This window comes from Streptomyces sp. DH-12 (assembly GCF_002899455.1).
Classification (GTDB): Bacteria; Actinomycetota; Actinomycetes; order Streptomycetales; family Streptomycetaceae; genus Streptomyces.
The window spans coordinates 3805867-3825346 of sequence record NZ_PPFB01000001.1 but is presented as its reverse complement, the minus strand read 5'-3'; the positions used below and the strand labels follow the sequence as shown (position 1 = coordinate 3825346).

At 70.5% G+C, this 19480-nt stretch carries 13 protein-coding genes; 5 read left to right on the top strand and 8 right to left on the bottom strand.

Annotated elements, in window-relative coordinates; genetic code table 11:
- Position 1 precedes the first annotated feature (1 nt).
- From C1708_RS16045 to C1708_RS16035, 3 genes are all read right to left on the bottom strand, one after another.
- Complete coding sequence (locus C1708_RS16045; RefSeq protein ID WP_353962651.1) at positions 2–5410, bottom strand: acyltransferase domain-containing protein; 5409 nt, start codon at positions 5408–5410, stop codon at positions 2–4.
- 403 nt (positions 5411–5813) lie between these two features.
- The gene (locus C1708_RS16040) at positions 5814–7391 is read right to left on the bottom strand and encodes an MFS transporter (RefSeq protein ID WP_106413327.1); all 1578 of its coding nucleotides are present in this window, start codon (positions 7389–7391) and stop codon (positions 5814–5816) included.
- Between the two features lie 166 nt (positions 7392–7557).
- Positions 7558–7932 carry a cupin domain-containing protein gene (locus C1708_RS16035; RefSeq protein ID WP_106413326.1) on the bottom strand — a complete coding sequence of 125 codons (375 nt, stop codon included), beginning with the start codon at positions 7930–7932 and terminating at the stop codon, positions 7558–7560.
- Positions 7933–8006: 74 nt separating this feature from the next.
- Between C1708_RS16035 and C1708_RS16030 the strand changes: the two genes are divergently transcribed.
- A complete protein-coding gene (locus tag C1708_RS16030) occupies positions 8007–8480 on the top strand; it encodes a MarR family winged helix-turn-helix transcriptional regulator (protein WP_106413325.1) in 474 nt (157 codons plus the stop codon).
- 290 nt (positions 8481–8770) lie between these two features.
- On the opposite strand, the gene C1708_RS16025 is transcribed toward C1708_RS16030, so the two are convergent.
- Entirely contained in the window at positions 8771–9265 is a 495-nt protein-coding gene (locus tag C1708_RS16025; RefSeq protein ID WP_106413324.1) for an LURP-one-related/scramblase family protein, read from the bottom strand.
- A gap of 104 nt (positions 9266–9369) precedes the next feature.
- Between C1708_RS16025 and C1708_RS16020 the strand changes: the two genes are divergently transcribed.
- Entirely contained in the window at positions 9370–11232 is a 1863-nt protein-coding gene (locus C1708_RS16020; protein WP_106413323.1) for an NHL domain-containing thioredoxin family protein, read from the top strand.
- Here the strand turns inward: C1708_RS16020 and C1708_RS16015 are convergent.
- From C1708_RS16015 to C1708_RS16005, 3 genes are all read right to left on the bottom strand, one after another.
- Complete coding sequence (locus tag C1708_RS16015) at positions 11208–11462, bottom strand: DUF6458 family protein (RefSeq protein ID WP_106413322.1); 255 nt, start codon at positions 11460–11462, stop codon at positions 11208–11210. The genes C1708_RS16020 and C1708_RS16015 overlap by 25 nt on opposite strands.
- Positions 11463–11599: 137 nt before the next feature.
- Positions 11600–12898: a M18 family aminopeptidase gene (locus C1708_RS16010; RefSeq protein WP_106413321.1), complete on the bottom strand. Its 1299-nt coding sequence runs from the start codon at positions 12896–12898 to the stop codon at positions 11600–11602.
- Positions 12899–13016: 118 nt separating this feature from the next.
- A complete protein-coding gene (locus C1708_RS16005; protein WP_106413320.1) occupies positions 13017–14843 on the bottom strand; it encodes an acyl-CoA dehydrogenase in 1827 nt (608 codons plus the stop codon).
- 162 nt (positions 14844–15005) lie between these two features.
- Here C1708_RS16005 and C1708_RS16000 point away from each other — a divergent pair, with 162 nt between their 5' ends.
- The 3 genes from C1708_RS16000 to aspS all read left to right on the top strand — a co-directional run bounded on the left by C1708_RS16000 (position 15006) and on the right by aspS (position 18810).
- Positions 15006–15470 carry an SseB family protein gene (locus tag C1708_RS16000; protein WP_106413319.1) on the top strand — a complete coding sequence of 155 codons (465 nt, stop codon included), beginning with the start codon at positions 15006–15008 and terminating at the stop codon, positions 15468–15470.
- 175 nt (positions 15471–15645) lie between these two features.
- A complete protein-coding gene (locus tag C1708_RS15995; RefSeq protein WP_106413318.1) occupies positions 15646–16626 on the top strand; it encodes a pirin family protein in 981 nt (326 codons plus the stop codon).
- A gap of 420 nt (positions 16627–17046) precedes the next feature.
- On the top strand, positions 17047–18810 hold the full coding sequence (gene aspS, locus C1708_RS15990; protein ID WP_106413317.1) for an aspartate--tRNA ligase: 1764 nt from the start codon (positions 17047–17049) through the stop codon (positions 18808–18810).
- Positions 18811–18961: 151 nt separating this feature from the next.
- Here the strand turns inward: aspS and C1708_RS35835 are convergent, their stop codons facing one another.
- The gene (locus tag C1708_RS35835; protein ID WP_342210898.1) at positions 18962–19462 is read right to left on the bottom strand and encodes a hypothetical protein; all 501 of its coding nucleotides are present in this window, start codon (positions 19460–19462) and stop codon (positions 18962–18964) included.
- Between the last annotated feature and the right edge of the window lie 18 nt (positions 19463–19480).

Genomic DNA, 19480 nt, shown 5'->3' with positions numbered 1-19480 from the left:
GCTAGATGGTCTCCATCCGCTCGTTGAGCTCGGCGAGTTCGCGTTCTAGGAGTTCTTCGGGGCTCAGGTCCCCGTCTTCGGCCCTGCTGCCGTCGTCCGCGCGCGGAGCCGGCGGGACGGGGGTCTCCGGTGGCGCTGCGGAGTCGTCGAGGGCCAGCCGCAGCTTTTCGGCCAGGAAGGGAGCGAGGTCGCGAATGGTCGGGTAGTTGTAGATGAGGGTGGCCGACAGCCGGATGCCGAAAGTCGCTTCCAGCCTGTTGCGCAGCTCCAGCGACATCAGGGAGTCGATCCCCAGGGACTTCAGCGGTCGGTCGGGATCCACCCTGCGCGCGGGGAGCTTCACGACACGGGCGACGTTCTCCCGCACCGCCGACTCCAGTGCCGCGCGGCGCTCCGCCCCGTCCGCCAGCGCGGCGATGCGCTCGCGCAGGGCAGCCGGACCGTCCCCCTGGCCGCCGGACCGCGCCGGGCCGTCCCTGTCCGCCGGTGCGGACGGCGGCGTCGTGAGCACGGGTACGGTCGCGAGCCGGACGATGCGCAGCCCGGTGACCTCGACGAGCAGGGCTCCGTCCGGGCCGTGGACCGAGACGTCGGCCTCCCACTGTCCGTCGCCCACGACCCGGCAGGCGGTGTGAGCCCGGACCTCGCCACGGACCGTGCCGTGGACGGCGACCCGGCCCATGCCCTCGCTCAGGAACCCGCCCGTCGTCGTCCAGTCGGCGCCGAGGAGCGGCGCCACCGCCGTCTGGAGGGCGGCGTCGAGCAGCGCGGGGGGCAGGACGTGGCCCGTGTCACGCCACCGCTCTTCACCGTGCGGGCCGATCCTCGCGAGCGCTTCGCCCTCTCCGCGCGCGATGTGCGCGATGCCCTGGAAGGCAGGACCGTAGCCGAGGCCGCAAGCCGCCAGCGCCCGGTAGTAGTCCGGTCCGTCGAGCGCGTCCGTCATCCGTCCGGTGAGATCGCCGGTGCCGGCCGGATCCGGGCCGGTTCCGTGGCCGGCCGCCGACAGCACGGCCTCGGCCACGCAGACGGGGCCAGTCTCCTCGGCGGTGAAGAAACGTATCCGTGCCCGCTCTTCCCGGGACCCCTCCAACACCGCCTGGACACGCGCGTGTCCGGCCTCGGGCAGTACCAGCGGCTGCTGGAAGACCACGTCGGACAGCAGGTGCCTCTCGCCCGGCAGCACCTGGCGGGCCGCGGCGAGGGCCATGTCCACGAAGGCCGCGCCGGGGACGACGACCGCCCCGCCGATGCGGTGGTCCCCCAAGGCCGCGGCCGAGGTGTCCAGGTCCGTCTGCCAGTAGTGGGTGCCGGGCTGGACCGCCGAATCGATCCGCTCGCCGAGCAGTCCTTGCCGAGGGGCGCGCCCCGTACCGGTAGGTCCGTCGGTCTGCTCGTGCCAGTACCGCTCCCGCTGCCACGGGTAGTGCGGCAGCCGCCGGCTGGGGCGCGCGGGGGTCAGGACACGGTCCAGGCGGACCGGGACGCCCAGCACGTGGAGCCGTCCCAGGGAGGCGAGCAGCGAGTCCCGTGCGCTCTCATTCCTGCGCAGCGACGGCAGCACGGCCGTGCCGGCCCCGCCCGCGGAGGCGACCTGCTCGACGGCGGGGAGCAGGATGGGGTGCGGGCTCATCTCGATGAACGCGTGCACGCCCCTTCGCAGCAGCTGGGCGACCTGGTCGCCGAAGAGGACGGGCTCGCGCAGGTTGTCGACCCAGTAGGTGCCGGTCATCTCCTCGCCGCCGACGACCTCGCCGGTGACGGTCGAGTACACCGGTACGGTTCCGCGGCGGGGCGCCAGCCCCTCCAGAGCCGCCAGCAGATCCGGCCGCAGCGGGTCCATCTGCGGGCTGTGGGAGGCGACGTCCACCTTCACCCAGCGGCAGAAGACGTCGTCCGCCTCCAGCTGCCCGGCGATCTCGGCCAGCACGTCCTGGTCCCCGGAGAGCACCGTGGAACGCGGGCTGTTGTTCACGGCGACGGACACGGCGTGTTCCCGGCCCGCCAGCACCTCCAGCGCCTCGTCCATGGTGAGTTCGACGGCGAGCATCGCGCCCTGCCCGCTGGTGCGGCGCAGCAGACGGCTGCGCAGGCAGATGATCCGCGCCGCGTCCTCGAGGCTCAGCGCTCCGGCGACGTGCGCGGCGGCGACCTCACCCATGCTGTGTCCGATCACCGCGTCGGGCTCCACGCCCCAGGAGCGCCACAGCGCGGCGAGGGCCACCTCCACGGCGAACAGCACGGGCTGGATGACGTCGATGCGGTCGACCATCAGATCCGTGTCGCCGACGGTCAGTTCGGCCTCGATGGACCAGTCCACGAAGGCGCGGGCCGCCGCGTCACACTCCCGGACGGCCGCCTGGAAGACCGGTTCGCTCTGCATGAGTTCCTGGCCCATCCCGACCCACTGGGAGCCCTGGCCGGGAAAGACGAAGGCCACCTGAGGCCGCTTCTCGGCGGCCCGGCCGGAGACGTACAGCCCCGGGGGGTCCTCGCCGCGGGCGTGCGCGGCGAGGGCCTCGGCCAGCTCCTCCTCGTCCCGCGCCGGAAGCGCCAACCGATAGGGGTGGTGGGCCCGCGGGAGGGCCGCCTGCGCCAGCGCCGGCAGAGCATTCGCCGGCTCACCGGCCGCGTCCCCGCCCTCCGGGCCCGTCCCGGTGAGGGTCGCGGCGGTTCGCCCGGCCAGCTCACGCAGTGCCTCGGGCGACTTGGCGGACAGCGTGAACAGCTCCGCGGCCGGCTCGTCCCGCATGCTCGGCAGCCGTACCTTCGTACCGAGCCGGGCGAGCGCGTCCAGGGTCTCGGCCAGCCCCGTACGGTCGTCGTCGCCGCGGCGCATCGTGGTCAGGACGGTCGCGGTGCGGCCGAAGTCGTCGACGCTCTGCTGGAGCGCCGGGGCGAGCACCGGGTTGGCGCTGATCTCCAGCAGGACGTCGAACTTCTCCCGCAGCAGGTGTGCCGTGGCGTCGGCGAGCCGTACCTGCTCGCGCAGGTTCCGCGCGAAGTACGCGGGGCCCACCTCCCGCCAGTCCAGCGGCCGCCCGGTCACCGAGGAGACGACCGGGATACGGCCGGGCCGGCCGGCGATGCCCTCCAGGGCCTTCTCCAGGTCCGCCATGATGGGGTCGATCGCCGCGCTGTGAGCCGGCAGATCGACGCGGATCATGGCGCACAGCACGCCTTCCGCCTTCAGTGCGGCGACGATCTCCTCCAGCTCCGCGCGGCTGCCCGCCAGCGCCGTGGTGCGCGGCCCGTTGCGGGTCGCCACGCACACCGAGGAGTCCCGCCCGGCCAGGCGCTCCTCCAGGTCGTCGGCGGACAGCTCGACCACGGCCATGCCGCGGTCCGGACCGGCCACCCGGCGCTGCTGGTCGCTGTAGTGGTGGACCAGCCGTACGGCATCGGGGAGGTCGAGCACGCCCGCGATGACACACGCGGCGATCTCCCCGAGGCTGTGCCCGACCACGGCGCCGGGCCGCACCCCGGCGGCCTCCAGCCAGGTCGCCAGGGCCACCTGTATCGCGAAGACCACGGGCTGCATGACCCCGACGTCACCGGTGCGGGCCTGCGTCTCGTCCAGGAAGAGCTCCTCGACGAGGGACCACCCGGTGTGGCGGGCGAGTTCACGGTCGCATTCCCGCAGAACGGACCGGAAGACCGGCTCCGTGCGGTAAAGGCCGCGCGCCATGCCGACCCACTGCTGCCCGTACGGCGAGCAGACGAAGGCGATCCGGGGCCGGTCGGGTGTGTCACGCGCGGCGCTGTCGGGCATCACCAGTGGGGCGGGCTCCCGGTGGCCCTCGACCACCAGGTGGACATTGGTGCCGCCCCAGCCGAAGGAGCTGACCCCTGCGTACAGCCCGCCGTCCTCGGGCCACGGCTCGGCGCCGGCGGGCACGGTCAGGCGCAGTTCGTCGAAGGGGATGTGCGGGTTCGGGGTCTCGAAGTGCAGGTTCCGCGGCACCCGCCGGTGCTTGAGCACCAGAGCGGTCTTGATCAGGCCGGCGATTCCCGCCGCCGCCTCGAGGTGCCCCATGTTGGTTTTGACCGATCCGAGGCGCAGGGGCCGGTCCTCAGGCCGGTCCTCTCCCAGCACGGCGCCGAGGGCCATGGCCTCGATGGGATCTCCGAGCGCGGTTCCGGTGCCGTGCGTTTCGACGTAGTGCACCTGGTGCGGGGCGATGTCGGCATTGCGGTAGGCGGCGCGCAGCACGCCTTCCTGCGCTGCCGGGTTCGGGGCGGTGAGTCCGTTGCTCAAGCCGTCGTTGTTGGCAGCGGAACCCCGGATCGTGCACCAGATGTGATCCCCGTCCGCGAGAGCGCGCGACAGCGGCTTGAGGACGACGACTCCGCAGCCCTCGCCGCGGCCGAACCCGTCCGCCCTCGCGTCGAACGCCTTGCAGCGGCCGTCGGGTGACAGGCCGCCGAACCGGCTGAGGGACACCATGGTCTCGGGGCTCAGCAGCAGATTGACCCCGCCGGCGACAGCCATGGACGACTCGCCGCTCCGGATGCTCTGGCAGGCCAGGTGCACCGCCAGCAAGGACGACGAGCAGGCGGAGTCGAGGACCACGCTCGGGCCACGCAGCCCGAGGACGTAGGACAGCCGGTTGGCGATCATGTTCAGTGCGCGTCCTGTGGCGGAGTGCGAGGACAGGCCGCTGGTGCTTCCGGGGGCGAGGTCGGCATAGTCGTGCCAGATCGCTCCGGCGAACACGCCGGTGTCGCTGCCGGCCAGATCCTTCTCCGTCGCACCCGCGTCCTCGAGCGCCTCCCAGGCGACTTCGAGGAAAAGTCGCTGCTGCGGGTCCATTTCCTGGGCTTCCCTCGGAGAAATCCCGAAGAACAACGGGTCGAATTCATCGATACGACCCTCCAGGAAACCGGCCTCCGTCGTAGTCATACCGACGGAGACATCAGAATCCCCATAGCCTGCGGAATCCTTTTTCCACCGGCCTTCCGGCACGTCCCGGACGGCGTCCACGCCCGCTTCCAGCAGGTTCCAGAATGCCTCGACACCGTCCGCACCCGGGAAGCGGCACGCCATGCCCACGACGGCGACGGGCTCACCCGGACGGAGATCCCCCCGGGTCGAGGAGCGGACCGGCTCCTTCGGCCGCTCCGGGAGGGCGTCACCGGCGACGACCCGTTCCGCGAGGCCGCCAATGGTGGGATTGGCCCACAGAAGCGCTGGTGACCAGTGTCTTCCCGTGGCGCGAGAGAGTGCCGCCATGAGGCTGGTGGCCCGCATCGAGTCCATCCCGAGGCTCGAGAAGAGCTCGTCCTCGGGAACGTCACCGACATCACGGCCGACCAGTTCGGCAACCTCGCGACGAAGCCACGAAGAGACACCTTCGAGTGTCTCCAGATCAACACCGGCCGACGTCTTTTCGGCATCACCAAATGACACCACTTACCCCCGTCCTAACGACGCCGGGCGCCAAGCGCCCCACATTAGGAAAAAAACCACAATCGCTGAACCTGTTCAACGGTCAACGAGTTATGGAAAGGCAGCCTCCGCATCCCGCCTGACACCCCGAGAGGACTGCTTGACGGCACGACACTATGGATTCACCGGAGAGTAAGTCAAGCACCTTTACTCTTGGTCATGTCAATAAATTCGGAATTCCTGACTCCGTCCGATTCGTCCCTCTTCGCACCGCAGGGGCGTGACCTGAAAACTCCCCGCCGCTACGCGCGGTGATATGGAATTGTGAAGTCCGTGTGCCGACTTGGCCCAGCAGCGAGACACAGGGGTGCCCGCCGTTGTATGTCCCGGCGGGCACCCCTGTGTGCTTACGAGTGCAGGTGGCTCAGACACGTGCTCCCGGCGCGCCGGCGGCCTCGCCCGCGGTCGGCTTCGGCGCCGGCGGAACCGGCGGCTTCGGCGCCGTCTTCGGCAGCCAGCGCAGGGACACGGCGGCGGCGAGCAGCGCGACACCGGCAGCCACGAGCATGGTGATCTCCATGCCCGACAAGTAGGTGTCGACGGCCTTGTCGATGAGAGCGGGAGCCTGGTCGCCGAGTTCCGCGGCCTCGACCGCGCGCAGGGTGCCACCGATCGACCCGGCGGCCTCGTCGCGCAGGGCCTCCGGCAGCACGCTCACCGATTCCTCCATCCCCGAGCGGTACACCACGCCAAGGATGCTGCCGATGACCGCGACGCCCAGCGCACCGGCGACCTGGCGCATGGTCTGTGACACGGCCTGCCCCGCACCGGCCTTGACCGGGGGCACGACGGACATCAGGGACGCGGTGGCCGGCGCCATGATGCAGCCCCAGCCGAGCCCGAAGACCAGCTGCGCGACGATCAGCAGCCAGGTGGGCGTGTCCGCGGTCATCTGGCTCATGAGGATGAAGGACACGGCCATGACGGACGCGCCGGCGGCCACCACGGCGCGCGGCCCGAACCGCATCACGAGCGTGGGGCAGCGGGCGGACATGATCACGGAGCCGATGCCCATGGGCAGCAGCAGCAGGCCGGCCTTCATCGGGGAGAAGCCGAGCACGGCCTGGTAGTAGAACTGCGTGATGAAGATCGCCCCGATGAGCGCGAAGAAGCAGAGCGCGATGGCCCCGGAGCCCGCCGAGAAACGGGCGCTGCGCAGCAGGCTGACGTCCAGGGACGGCGTCGCCATCCGGGACTCGATCACCAGGAGCAGCACGAGCAGCACGACACCGCCGACCAGTCCGCCCAGAGTGTCGGCAGCCAGCCATTCGTTGTCCTCGCCGCCCGTCACGATGCCGTAGACCAGGAGGCCGACGGCGGCGATGGACAGCAGCACGCCGAGCGGGTCGAACTTGGCGGGGGCGGGGTTCTTGGACTCGGGGACGAGCCACCCCATGAGGAGCAGGCCGACGACGACCAGCGGGGCGTTGATGAGGAAGATCGACCCCCACCAGAACTGCTCGAGCAGCAGCCCGCCGAGCACCGGCCCCACGGCGAAGGCGACTCCTGCGGCCGAGGCCCAGACCGCGATCGCCTTGGGCCGCTCCGCGGGCGGGAAGACGCTCATGATGATGGCCAGTGTGACGGTCGGCACGACCGCCGCGCCCACGCCCATGACGCCACGCCACACGATGAGTTCCGTGATGGTGTCGGCGTACGCGCCCAGCACCGAACTGGCGCCGAACACCACCAGGCCGGCCATGAGCGTCCGCTTCCGACCGAACCGGTCCGCGCACACGCCACCGGTGAAGAGGAAGGCCGCGAAGGTGATCAGATACGTGTCGAGCGACCACTGGAGCTCGGCGTTGGTCGCGTCCAGGCTCTGCTGGATCGGGGTGAGCGCCACATTGATGATCGTCAGGTCCATGACCACGATCAGTACGGTGACGGCGAGCAGGGCCAGAACCGCCCGGCGGCGCCCGCTGCTCACTTCGGGATTCATACCTGTCCTTAATCGGATCGGTCGGGTTGCGCTTGATGTCTGATGTCTCCGGCTCCGGTGTGACGCGGGACCGCGATCCGGAGTCCGGAGAGGCGAACAGCCCGACCGGATCCCTCGGGGGCTGGCCTGGTCGGGCTGTTCGGTCGGGCTGTTCAGCCGGGCACGGTCACTCGGCCCACGGGAGCGGGATCTTGTCCTCGCTCCCGGGCATCATCGCCTTGCCGCCGACGGCCATGGCGACCAGCGCCTCCGCCGGGCCGCCCACGGCCTTCAGCTGCCGCACGGCGCCGGCGGGAATGATGACGGCCTGGCCGGCCTTGGCCTGCTCGGTCTTTCCCTCCACCTCGACCTCGAACTCGCCCGACAGGGGCATCCACACCTGTTCGCGGTCGATGATGTGTACCGGCGTGACCGCGTCCGCACCCAGCTCCACCCGCCACGTGCTGACCTCGGCACTCCCCTGACTGGGGGCCGCCAGGCCGAACATCGAACCGGCAGGGGTCTTGGTCGTCCGCTGCTCGCTCTCGCTGACCACGTTCATTGGCGTCTCCTGTGTAAAGCGTCTTTACTTGCAGCGAGTAAAGCGACTTTATATCGGTGTGTCAAGATGAGTTGATGGAGACCCACGACCCCCTCGAGCGAACCGAGCTCACCTTCCTGCTCGGGATGTCCTTCCAGCTGGTCCTCTCCGAGTTCGTGAGCCGCCTCGACGCCGCGGGCTATGCCGACCTGCGCCCCATGCACGGCCTGGTCTTCCAGGTGCTGCACGGATCCGGCGCGACCAGCAGCGAGCTGGCCGAGGAACTCGGGGTCACCAAACAGGCCGCCGGCCAGATCATCGACGACCTGGAGAAGCGGGGCTATGTGGAACGCCGGCCGCATCCCGCCGGCGGCCGGCGCAAGCTCGTCGTTCTGACCGACAAGGCTCTGAAGCACCTCGCCGTGGCCGGGCGGATCCTGCACGAGCTGGAGGCGCAACTGACCGAGCATCTCCACGAAGTCGGCCGGCAGGTACCGCGAGCCGAACTCGCGGCCATCGTCCGCACCTTGGCCGGTGACTCGATCCCGCCGTTGCGCCCCGTGTGGTGAAGCGGCGGGGTGACGGGTCGTGACCGTGGCTGCTTCAGCACGCGAGGCAGGGCGGTCGTGCGCCGAGCTCTCGCGCCGGTCGTCGTCCGCGTACAGCGGACCAGCCGGGGATCCACGGCACGGAGCGGGCCGCCGACAGCCTCCCGGCCGTCGAGGGTCCGCTTCACCACGCCGGAGACATCCGTCCCGCCCGGAGAAACAGGAACGGGCGGCATCACCACCGCGATGCCGCCCGTTCCGTCGGTGCAGCCGGAGCACTCTCGTCGGTGCTCCGGAGCACCCCCGGGGGGCTACCCCTCCCGCTCCTTCTCCGCCAGGTGGATCACGCACACCGCCACCGCGATCAGCAGCGCCGGGTCGGCGTCGTCACGGACGACGTCGACGCCGTAGGTGTCGCGGAGGGTCAGCAGGCGGCGGGAGATCACGGCGAGGAGTTCGCCGTCGTACTCCACGGCGAACTCCCGGTCGAGGATCCGCCCGCTGACGTCCAGTTCGGTGCCGCCGTCCGCCAGTGACACCCGGTAGTGGTTCCGCAGCAGCGACAGCCGCTTGCGCCGCACCGTCGCCAGCGGCTCCCCGCCCCGCTCGATCACCATGGTGTCCCGCAGCGCGAACATCTTCTGGCGGATGTCGATGAGCACGCGCCCCTCGACGTCCTTCAGCTCGAAGGTGTCCCGCAGCCGCATCGCCTTGCCGTCGACGAGGAAGACCTTGGCGCCGCGGTCGTCCTCGATCCAGTAGTCGTCCCCGATGCCGAGGATCCGGTCCCGCACGAAGAATCTCATGGTCCGACGGCTTCCCCGGCCCGCCGCGTCCGACGCCGCCGCTAGGCCGACGGGCGGAGTCCGCACCGCCCCCGCCCGGCGCCCCGCGGTGGCACGCTGGACGTATGGACGACGCCGCTCCCGCTCCCCGGGCCCGCCGTTCCGCGCGGGTGCGCGCCCCGGAACTGGCGGGCAGGGGCGGCTGGCTCAACACGGGGGGCGGAGAACTCACCCTCGCCGGCCTGCGCGGCAAGTGCGTCGTCGTTGATTTCTGGACGTTCTGCTGCGTCAACTGCCTGCACGTCGTCGACGAGCTGCGCGGGCTGGAGGAGCGGCACCGGGACACGCTCGTGGTCATCGGCGTGCACTCGCCGAAGTTCCCGCACGAGACGGAGCACGCGGCGGTGGCCGACGCCGTGGAGCGGTACGCGGTCACGCATCCCGTACTGGACGACCCCGAGCTGACGACGTGGTCGCAGTACGCGGTGCGCGCCTGGCCGACGCTGGCGGTCGTCGACCCGGAGGGGTACGTCGTGGCCACGTACTCCGGCGAGGGGCACGTCCCCGAGATCGAGCGGCTGGTGACCGAGCTGGAGTCCGAGCACGCCGCGAAGGGCACCCTCCGGCGCGGTGACCTCCCCCACGCGCCCCCGGCGGAGCCGGAACCGACCGTGCTGCGCTTCCCCGGCAAGGTGCTGCGGCTGCCGGCGGGGACCTTCCTGGTCACGGACACCACCCGGCACCAGGTCGTGGAGCTGGCGGAGGACGCGGAGACGGTGCTCAGGCGGTTCGGCCGGGGCGAGCGCGGCCTGACGGACGGCCCGCCCGACCGGGCGCGCTTCCAGGAACCGCAGGGACTCGCGCTGCTCCCGGACGGCGCCGTCGTCGTCGCCGACACCGTCAACCACGCCCTCAGGCGGCTCGACCCGCGGTCCGGGGAGGTCACCACCCTCGCCGGCACCGGCTCCCCCTGGCGCCCCGGCGACGCGACGGACGGCCCGGCCCGTCAGGTGAACCTCTCCTCCCCGTGGGACGTCACCTGGTGGCGGGACAGGGTGTGGATCGCCATGGCCGGCATCCACCAGCTCTGGTCCTACGACCCCGCCGGGGACGCCGTCGCCCGCGAGGCCGGGACGGGAGGGGAGCACCTCGTCGACGGACCGGCGCGGCAGGCCCTGTTCGCGCAGCCCTCGGGGCTCGCGGTGACGCCGGACGGGCTGTGGGTGGCCGACTCCGAGAGCTCCGCCCTGCGCCGGCTGGGACCGGACGGGCAGGTGCGCACCGCCGTCGGCGCGGGACTGTTCGCCTTCGGGCACCGCGACGGCCCCGCGGACGAGGCGCTGCTCCAGCACCCGCTCGGGGTGACCGCGCTGCCCGACGGCTCGCTGGCCGTCAGCGACACCTACAACCACGCCCTGCGCCGCTACGACCCGGCCACCGGCGAGGTGACCACCCTCGCCACCGGCCTGCGCGAACCCAGCGGGGCGGTGGTCGCCGGCGAGGACGTCGTGGTGGTGGAGTCGGCCCGCCACCGGCTGACCCGGCTGCGGCTCCCCGGGGACGTGCTGGACCCGCCCGGAGCGGACCGGTCCGTCACCGAGATCGCCGCCGGCCCCGTCCGCCTGGACGTGGCCTTCACGCCCCCGCCCGGCCGGCGGCTCGACACGCGGGACGGCCCCGCGACCCGCCTGCTGGTGTCCGCGTCCCCGCCCGCGCTGCTGCGCAGCGGAGAGGGCGCGGGAGGCGACCTCTCCCGCGCCCTCGTGACCGACCCCGCCGTGGGGCAGGGGGTGCTGCGTGTCGTGGCGACGGCGGCTGTGTGCGACGCCGCCCCGGACGTCCCCCATCCGGCCTGCCATGTGCACCGCCGTGAGTGGCGGCTGTCCGTGCGTCCCGTCGCGGGAGGCGCGGACCGGCTGACCCTGGAGCTGTCCGGCGCGGACGGCGCCGGACGGGCGTCCGGTCAGACGCCGTACCCGTCGCTGTAGCCGTCGCGGGTGTGGTGCGGACGGGTCGGGTCGTCGACGACCGGCGTGGCGGGGGGTACCACGACCCGCCGACGCCGGGCGATGCTGCTGAAGGTCGCGACGCCGATCAGTCCGACGATCATGAAGATGACGCCGACCAGGTCAAGGTTGACACCCTGCATGTCCCAGTCGGTCGCGAACGTGAGGATTGCTCCCACGGCGATGAGGATGATGCATCCGCCGAGGCCCATGAGTGTCGCCTCCCTGTCCGGTGTTTCCGGTGCGATCCGGGTACCCGGCAGGGCGGCTCCCATGCGCCGTGCCGCGCAGGGGAGTTGACCGCCACTCGGATCACTGCTAGAGAACGCGGCGCGTCCGCCGCCCCGGACTAGCCCTCCAGGAACGCCGTCAGCGCGTTCGCCAGCAGGAACGGGTCCTTGGCGCCGCACAGTTCGCGGACGCTGTGCATCGACAGGATGGCCACGCCGATGTCAACCGTCCGGATGCCGTGCCGGGCCGCGGTGATCGGGCCGATCGTGGTGCCGCACGGCATCGCGTTGTTGGAGACGAACGACTGGAAGGGCACCCCGGCCTTCTCGCAGGCCGCCGCGAACACCGCGCGCCCCGAACCGTCGGTGGCGTAGCGGTTGTTGACGTTGACCTTGAGGATCGGGCCGCCGTCGACGCGCGGGTGGTGCGTCGGGTCGTGCCGCTCCGCGTAGTTGGGGTGCACGGCGTGCCCGGTGTCGGACGACAGGCAGACGGTCCCGGCGAAGGCGCGGGCCCGGTCCTCCAGCGAGCCGCCGCGGGCGAACACCGAGCGCTCCAGGACGCTGCCGAGCAGCGGGCCGTCCGCGCCGGTGTCGGACTGCGAGCCGTTCTCCTCGTGGTCGAAGGCGGCGAGCACGGGGATGTACGACAGCTCCGCACCGCGTCCGGCCGCGGCGGTCAGCGCGGCCGTGCCGGCGTGCACGGACAGCAGGTTGTCCATCCGCGGACCCGCGACCAGCTCGCGGTCACGGCCCAGGTAGGCGGGCGGCTCGACCGGGTGCACCATCAGGTCCCAGCCGGTGACCGAGCCCGCCCGCACCCCGGCGGTCTCCTCCAGGAAGGCGATGAGATCGCCGTCGCGGACGTCGTCGCCCAGGCCCCACACCGGCTGCATGTGCCGCTGCTTGTCGAGCTTGAGGCCGTCGGAGTTGACCGCGCGGTCCAGGTGGATGGCGAGCTGGGGGACCCGCAGCAGCGGCCGGTCGACGTCGACCAGGCGGGTCGAGCCGTCGCGCAGGGACAGCCGTCCGGCCAGGCCCAGGTCGCGGTCGAGCCAGGAGTTGAGCAGCGGGCCGCCGTAGATCTCCACGGCCACCTGGCGCCAGCCGTGGGCCCCGCTGTCGGGCCGCGGCTTGACCCGCAGGGTGGGGGAGTCGGTGTGGGCGCCGACGATCCGGAAGGGCGTGTGGGGGTCCGCCCCCTCGGGGACGTACCAGGCGACGATCGCGCCGCCGCGCAGCACGTACCTGCCGCCGGCCGCGCCGTCCCAGGCGTCCGTCTCCGCGACCTGCCGGAAGCCCGCCTTCTCCAGCCGTTCGGCGGCGTTCGCCACGGCGTGGTACGGCGTGGGGCTCGCCGCCAGGAAGGACATCAGGTCGTCGGTGTGGCCGCGGTCGAAGCGGGGGGGTGCGCTCATGGGTTCACCTTAACGAGCGCGAGGGCCCGCTTCCCTGTGCGGGAGCGGGCCCTCGCGGGGGTCCGGCCGGGTCTCGTACGGGTCTGTACGGGAGGGTCCCGTAAGGGCCCGGAAGCGACTAGAACGCCGCCTCGTCCAGTTCCATCAGGTCCAGCTCGACGCCCTCGGCGACCTTGCGGGCCAGGGTGACGCCCGGCAGGACGTTCGCCGCGAAGAACTTCGCCGCCGCGATCTTGCCGGTGTAGAACGCCTTGTCCTTGGCGGAGGCCGTCGGGAGCTTCTCGGCGGCGACCGCGGCGTGCTTGAGCAGCAGGTAGCCGACGACGACGTCACCGGAGGCCATCAGCAGGCGGGTGGTGTTCAGGCCCACCTTGTAGATGTTCTTGACGTCCTTCTCGGTGGCCGCGAGGTCGGTGAGCATCAGGCCGACGATGGCCTCCAGCTCGACGGCGGCCTTGGCCAGGTGCTCGCGGGCGCCCGCCAGCTCCTCGCCGCCCTCGCCGACCGCGAGGAACTTCTTGATGTCCTCGGCGAGCGAGTTCAGCGCCGCGCCCTGGTTGCGGACGATCTTCCGGAAGAAGAAGTCCTGGCCCTGGATCGCGGTGGTGCCCTCGTAGAGGGTGTCGATCTTGGAGTCCCGGATGTACTGCTCGATCGGGTACTCCTGCAGGAAGCCGGAGCCGCCGAAGGTCTGCAGCGACTGGGCGAGCTGCTCGTAGGCCTTCTCGGAGCCGTAGCCCTTGACGATCGGCAGGAGCAGGTCGTTCATCGCGTGCTCGGTGGAGGCGTCCTCGCCGTTCGCCTCCTTGAGCTGGATGGCGTCCTGGACGGACGCGGTGTACATCACCAGGGCGCGCATGCCCTCCGCGTACGCCTTCTGCGTCATGAGCGAGCGGCGCACGTCGGGGTGGTGGGTGATGGTGACCTTGGGCGCGGTCTTGTCCATGAAGTTCGCCAGGTCGGGGCCCTGGACGCGCTCCTTGGCGTACTCCAGCGCGTTCAGGTAGCCCGTCGACAGCGTGGAGATCGCCTTCGTGCCGACCATCATGCGGGCGAACTCGATGATGCGGAACATCTGGCGGATGCCGTCGTGCTTGTCGCCGATCAGCCAGCCCTTGGCGGGGTGCTTGTCGCCGAACGTCATCTCGCAGGTGTTGGAGGCCTTCAGGCCCATCTTGTGCTCGACGTTCGTGGCGTAGACGCCGTTGCGCTCGCCCAGCTCGCCGGTCTCGAAGTCGAAGAGGTACTTCGGGACGAGGAAGAGGGACAGGCCCTTGGTGCCGGGACCGGCGCCCTCGGGACGCGCGAGCACGTAGTGGAGGATGTTCTCCGACATGTCGTGCTCACCGGAGGTGATGAAGCGCTTCACGCCCTCGATGTGCCAGGAGCCGTCCTCCTGCTGCACGGCCTTGGTGCGGCCGGCGCCGACGTCCGAGCCGGCGTCCGGCTCGGTGAGCACCATCGTGGAGCCCCACTGCTTCTCCGTGGCGATCTTCGCGATGTGCTTCTGGACCTCGTTGCCCTCCTCGAAGAGGATGCCCGCGAAGGCGGGGCCCGAGGAGTACATCCACACGGCCGGGTTGGCGCCCAGGATCAGCTCGGCGTAGGCCCAGATGAGGGAGCGGGGCGCGGTGGTGCCGCCGATCTCCTCGGGCAGGCCGAGCCGCCAGTACTCGGAGTCCATGAAGGCCTGGTAGCTCTTCTTGAAGGACTCGGGGACGGGCGCGGTGTTGGTCTCCGGGTCGAAGACCGGCGGGTTGCGGTCGGCGTCGGCGAAGGACTCCGCGAGCTCGTTCTCGGAGAGGCGGGCCAGCTCCTCCAGGATGCTCTTCGCGGTCTCGACGTCCATCTCCTCGAACGGGCCCGTGCCGTACAGCTTGTCGCGCCCGAGTACCTCGAAGAGGTTGAACTCGATGTCGCGGAGATTCGACTTGTAGTGCCCCATGGCGACGGCTCCGTTTGAGAGGGATCGGCGAGGGACTGGTCCTCGCGACTGATTCACGTACCGACAAGTAGCTACGATGATGCTACCCGTCGGTAATAAGAAGCAACCCCGATCCGGACATCTGTGACCCAGCCCTCGCGCGGGGTCAGTAGTCTGTGCGCCATGTACGGCTACGACCAGAGTGCGGGGACACAACAGGGTTACGTGCCGCCGCAGCAGCAGATGCAGGGCGGGTACGGGCAGCAGGCGCCCGCGTATCCCGAACCGTCCGCACCCTCGCTCGCCGACGCCGTGCGCGCGTTCACCACGGGCCAGATGGCGGCGGAGGACTTCCAGCAGATCTTCGCGACGTCCAAGGTCTACTGCCCGCGCGGTGACAACCCCGGCTTCCTCGCCCTGCACAACACCCAGCAGCCCGTGATCCCGATGTTCACCTCGCTCAAGGAGCTGCGGCGGTACGCGGGCAAGGAGTCCAAGTACTTCGTGATCACCGGCGCCGAGGTGATCGACCTGCTGCCCACGGGCTACGGCTTCGTGCTGGACATGGAGGGCGAGCACCGGATGGTGTTCGACGCCAAGGCCGTGGAGCAGATGGTCGAGTTCGCGATGCGCCGCATGTACGGCTGACGCCCATGTGCGGATGACGCAGTCACCGGGGGTGTGGCTGACACCGTCACCGCGTGTACGGCTGACGGCGCCCGTGCGTGAAGGAGCCCGGAGGGAATGCCCTCCGGGCTTCGTCGGTTCGAGGTGGTAAGAAGTTCAACGCTCAACTAAACTGGGCGTACCCGAGGAGGTACCCATGCCTGCAGTGACCGTCGAGAACCCGCTGACGCTGCCCCGTGTGACCGCTCCCGCCGACGCCGTGGCGCGTCCCGTGCTGGCCGTCACGACCGCTCCCAGCGGTTTCGAGGGCGAGGGCTTCCCGGTGCGCCGGGCGTTCGCGGGGGTCAACCACCGCCACCTCGACCCGTTCATCATGATGGACCAGATGGGTGAGGTGGAGTACGCGCCGGGCGAGCCCAAGGGCACCCCCTGGCACCCCCACCGCGGCTTCGAGACCGTCACCTACATCATCGACGGGATCTTCGACCACCAGGACTCGCACGGCGGTGGCGGCACCATCACCAACGGCGACACCCAGTGGATGACGGCCGGCAGCGGCCTGCTCCACATCGAGGCGCCGCCGGAGCACCTCGTGATGTCCGGCGGGCTGTTCCACGGCCTCCAGCTGTGGGTGAACCTGCCCGCCAAGGACAAGATGATGGCCCCCCGCTACCAGGACATCCGCAGCGGCAGCGTCCAGTTGCTCACCTCCCCGGACGGCGGCGCGCTGCTCCGCGTCATCGCCGGCGAGCTGGACGGCCACGAGGGCCCGGGCATCACCCACACGCCGATCACGATGGTCCACGCCACGCTCGCGCCGGGCGCGGAGGTCACCCTGCCCTGGCGGGAGGACTTCAACGGTCTGGCGTACGTCATGGCCGGACGCGGCGCGGTGGGCGCCGAGCGGCGTCCGATCCACCTCGGGCAGACCGCGGTGTTCGGCGCGGGCGGCTCGCTGACCGTCCGCGCGGACGAGAAGCAGGACTCGCACACGCCGGACCTGGAGGTCGTCCTGCTCGGCGGCCGGCCCATCCGCGAGCCGATGGCGCACTACGGGCCGTTCGTGATGAACACGAAGGAAGAGCTGATGCAGGCCTTCGAGGACTTCCAGAAGGGCCGTCTCGGCACCGTCCCCGCCGTGCACGGCATGACGGAGGAGGGCCCGCAGGGGGCCTGAGCCTCTTCGGTCCGCGGGGTCCCGCCCGGCACCGGGCGGGGCCCCTGGCGTTCCCGGGGTCCCGGCGTCCCGGTCAGCCGGGACCGTCGCCGTTCTTCTGTTCGTGGAGCTCGCACCAGATGCTCTTGCCGCGGCCGCGGGGGCGGTGTGCGCCAGCGCATTGGTCGGCATTTCGGACAGCCGAAGCGATGCGCGAGCGGTCAGGTGGGCGGGTAGCGCGCTTCGCGTTCCCCCAGGGCGGGCAGGGGCTCACCAGTGCGCATTGCACCACTTCGGGAAGATGCTCCCGGAAACTTCCACCCATGTCGTTTGCCCGCCCCATGGGTTATGGCGGAGCGGCGATCTTGGCCCGGCCGGTAGGCTTGGGGGGAGTTTCACGTGAAACGACGACCCCGATCCGCGAAGGCTGGATGAACGACGATGCATCGGTACAGGTCCCACACCTGCGGCGAGCTCCGCGCCTCTGACGTCGGCACCGACGTCCGGCTGAGTGGCTGGCTGCACAATCGGCGCGACCTGGGCGGCATCCTCTTCATCGATCTGCGCGATCACTACGGGATCACCCAGCTGGTGGCCCGTCCGGGCACCGAGGCGTACGAGGCGCTCGACAAGCTCTCCAAGGAGACCGTGGTCCGCGTCGACGGCAAGGCCGTCTCGCGCGGTGCGGAGAACGTCAACCCCGACCTGCCGACCGGTGAGATCGAGGTCGAGGTCTCCGAGGTCGAGGTGCTGGGCGAGGCGGCCCCCCTGCCGTTCACCATCAACACCGAGGACGGTGTCAACGAGGAGCGGCGCCTGGAGTACCGCTTCCTCGACCTGCGCCGCGAGCGCATGCACCGCAACATCATGCTGCGCACGCAGGTCATCTCGGCGATCCGCCAGAAGATGACCGCGCTGGGCTTCAACGAGATGACCACGCCGATCCTGTCCGCGACCTCCCCCGAGGGCGCGCGCGACTTCGTGGTCCCCTCCCGCCTGAACCCCGGCAAGTTCTACGCGCTGCCGCAGGCCCCGCAGCAGTTCAAGCAGCTGCTGATGATCTCGGGCTTCGACCGCTACTTCCAGATCGCGCCCTGCTTCCGCGACGAGGACGCCCGCGCCGACCGCTCGCCGGGCGAGTTCTACCAGCTCGACGTCGAGATGAGCTTCGTCGAGCAGGAGGACGTCTTCCAGCCGATCGAGAAGCTGATGACCGAGCTGTTCGAGGAGTTCGGCAACGGCCGTCATGTGACGTCGCCGTTCCCGCGCATCCCGTTCCGCGAGGCGATGCTGAAGTACGGCTCCGACAAGCCGGACCTGCGCGCCCAGCTGGAGCTCGTCGACATCACCGACGTCTTCGAGGGTTCGGAGTTCAAGGCGTTCGCCGGCAAGCACGTGCGCGCGCTGCCGGTGCCGGACGTCTCCGGCCAGCCCCGCAAGTTCTTCGACCAGCTCGGCGACTACGCGGTCTCCCAGGGCGCGAAGGGCCTGGCGTGGGTGCGCGTCGGCGAGGACGGCTCGCTGACCGGTCCGATCGCGAAGTTCCTCACCGAGGACAACGTCGCGGAGCTGACCAAGCGGCTGGCGCTGGCCCCCGGCCACGCGGTGTTCTTCGGCGCGGGCGAGTTCGACGAGGTCTCGAAGATCATGGGCGCGGTGCGGGTCGAGGCCGCCAAGCGCGCCGGCCACTTCGAGGAGAACGTCTTCCGCTTCTGCTGGATCGTCGACTTCCCGATGTACGAGAAGGACGAGGAGACCGGCGCGATCGACTTCTCCCACAACCCCTTCTCGATGCCGCAGGGCGGCCTGGAGGCCCTGGAGACCCAGGACCCGCTGGACATCCTGGGCTGGCAGTACGACATCGTCTGCAACGGCGTCGAGCTGTCCTCCGGCGCGATCCGGAACCACGAGCCCGAGATCATGCTCAAGGCGTTCGAGATCGCTGGCTACGACCGCGAGACGGTCGAGGAGAAGTTCGCCGGCATGCTCCGCGCGTTCCGCTTCGGCGCCCCGCCGCACGGCGGCATCGCCCCCGGCGTCGACCGCATCGTCATGCTCCTCGCCGACGAGCCCAACATCCGCGAGACCATCGCCTTCCCCCTCAACGGCAACGCCCAGGACCTGATGATGGGCGCGCCGACGGAGCTGGAGGAGACACGGCTGAAGGAGCTGCACCTGTCGGTGCGGAAGCCGCAGCCGAAGTAGGCGCAGGGTAGGCGAAGGGCCCGGGACCGAGCTGGTTCCGGGCCCTTGCTGTTGCCGGCGTCGGCACCTCAGTTGTGGAACACCTCGATGTGGTTCCTGGTCACACAGTGCTCGGGCCGCATGCGGCCATTCGATCACCGGTGGCCGGGACTCAGGAAGCTGCCGTGTCTTCCGTTTCGTCGGTGAACAGGTCCTCGGCCTTGGAGACGGTCAGGGAGCGGTCGAACCACACGGTGAGGGTGTCGAGGTCGGTGCATCCGGTGACGCGCTCCCGGACGTTGTCCGGGACCGGAAGCCCGCGCACCGTCAGCACGCGCAGGATGTCCTCGGTCTTACCCTCGGCTTTCCCTTCACTCTTCCCCTCGCTCTTCCCCGCAAGGTACTTCTCCTCGAAGAGCGTGCCGTGTCCCGGGAAGTAGGTGACGACATCCTGCATCAGTTTCCTCCAGTTCTCCCTGGCCGGAGTGGACTCCAGCCCGACTTCCACGACCTCGAACCAGTACTTCGTGACGTCCGGCTCGAAGGACACGAGTCCGCGGGCGACCGCCTCCAGTATGGCCGTGGCCCGCTTGCTCTGGCTGTGCACGATGGCCGAGAGCGCCGCAAGAGCCGGTTGCTGGGCCACCACCGCCTCGTCGGTGACCTCGGGCACGGTCTGCGGTCCCAGCAC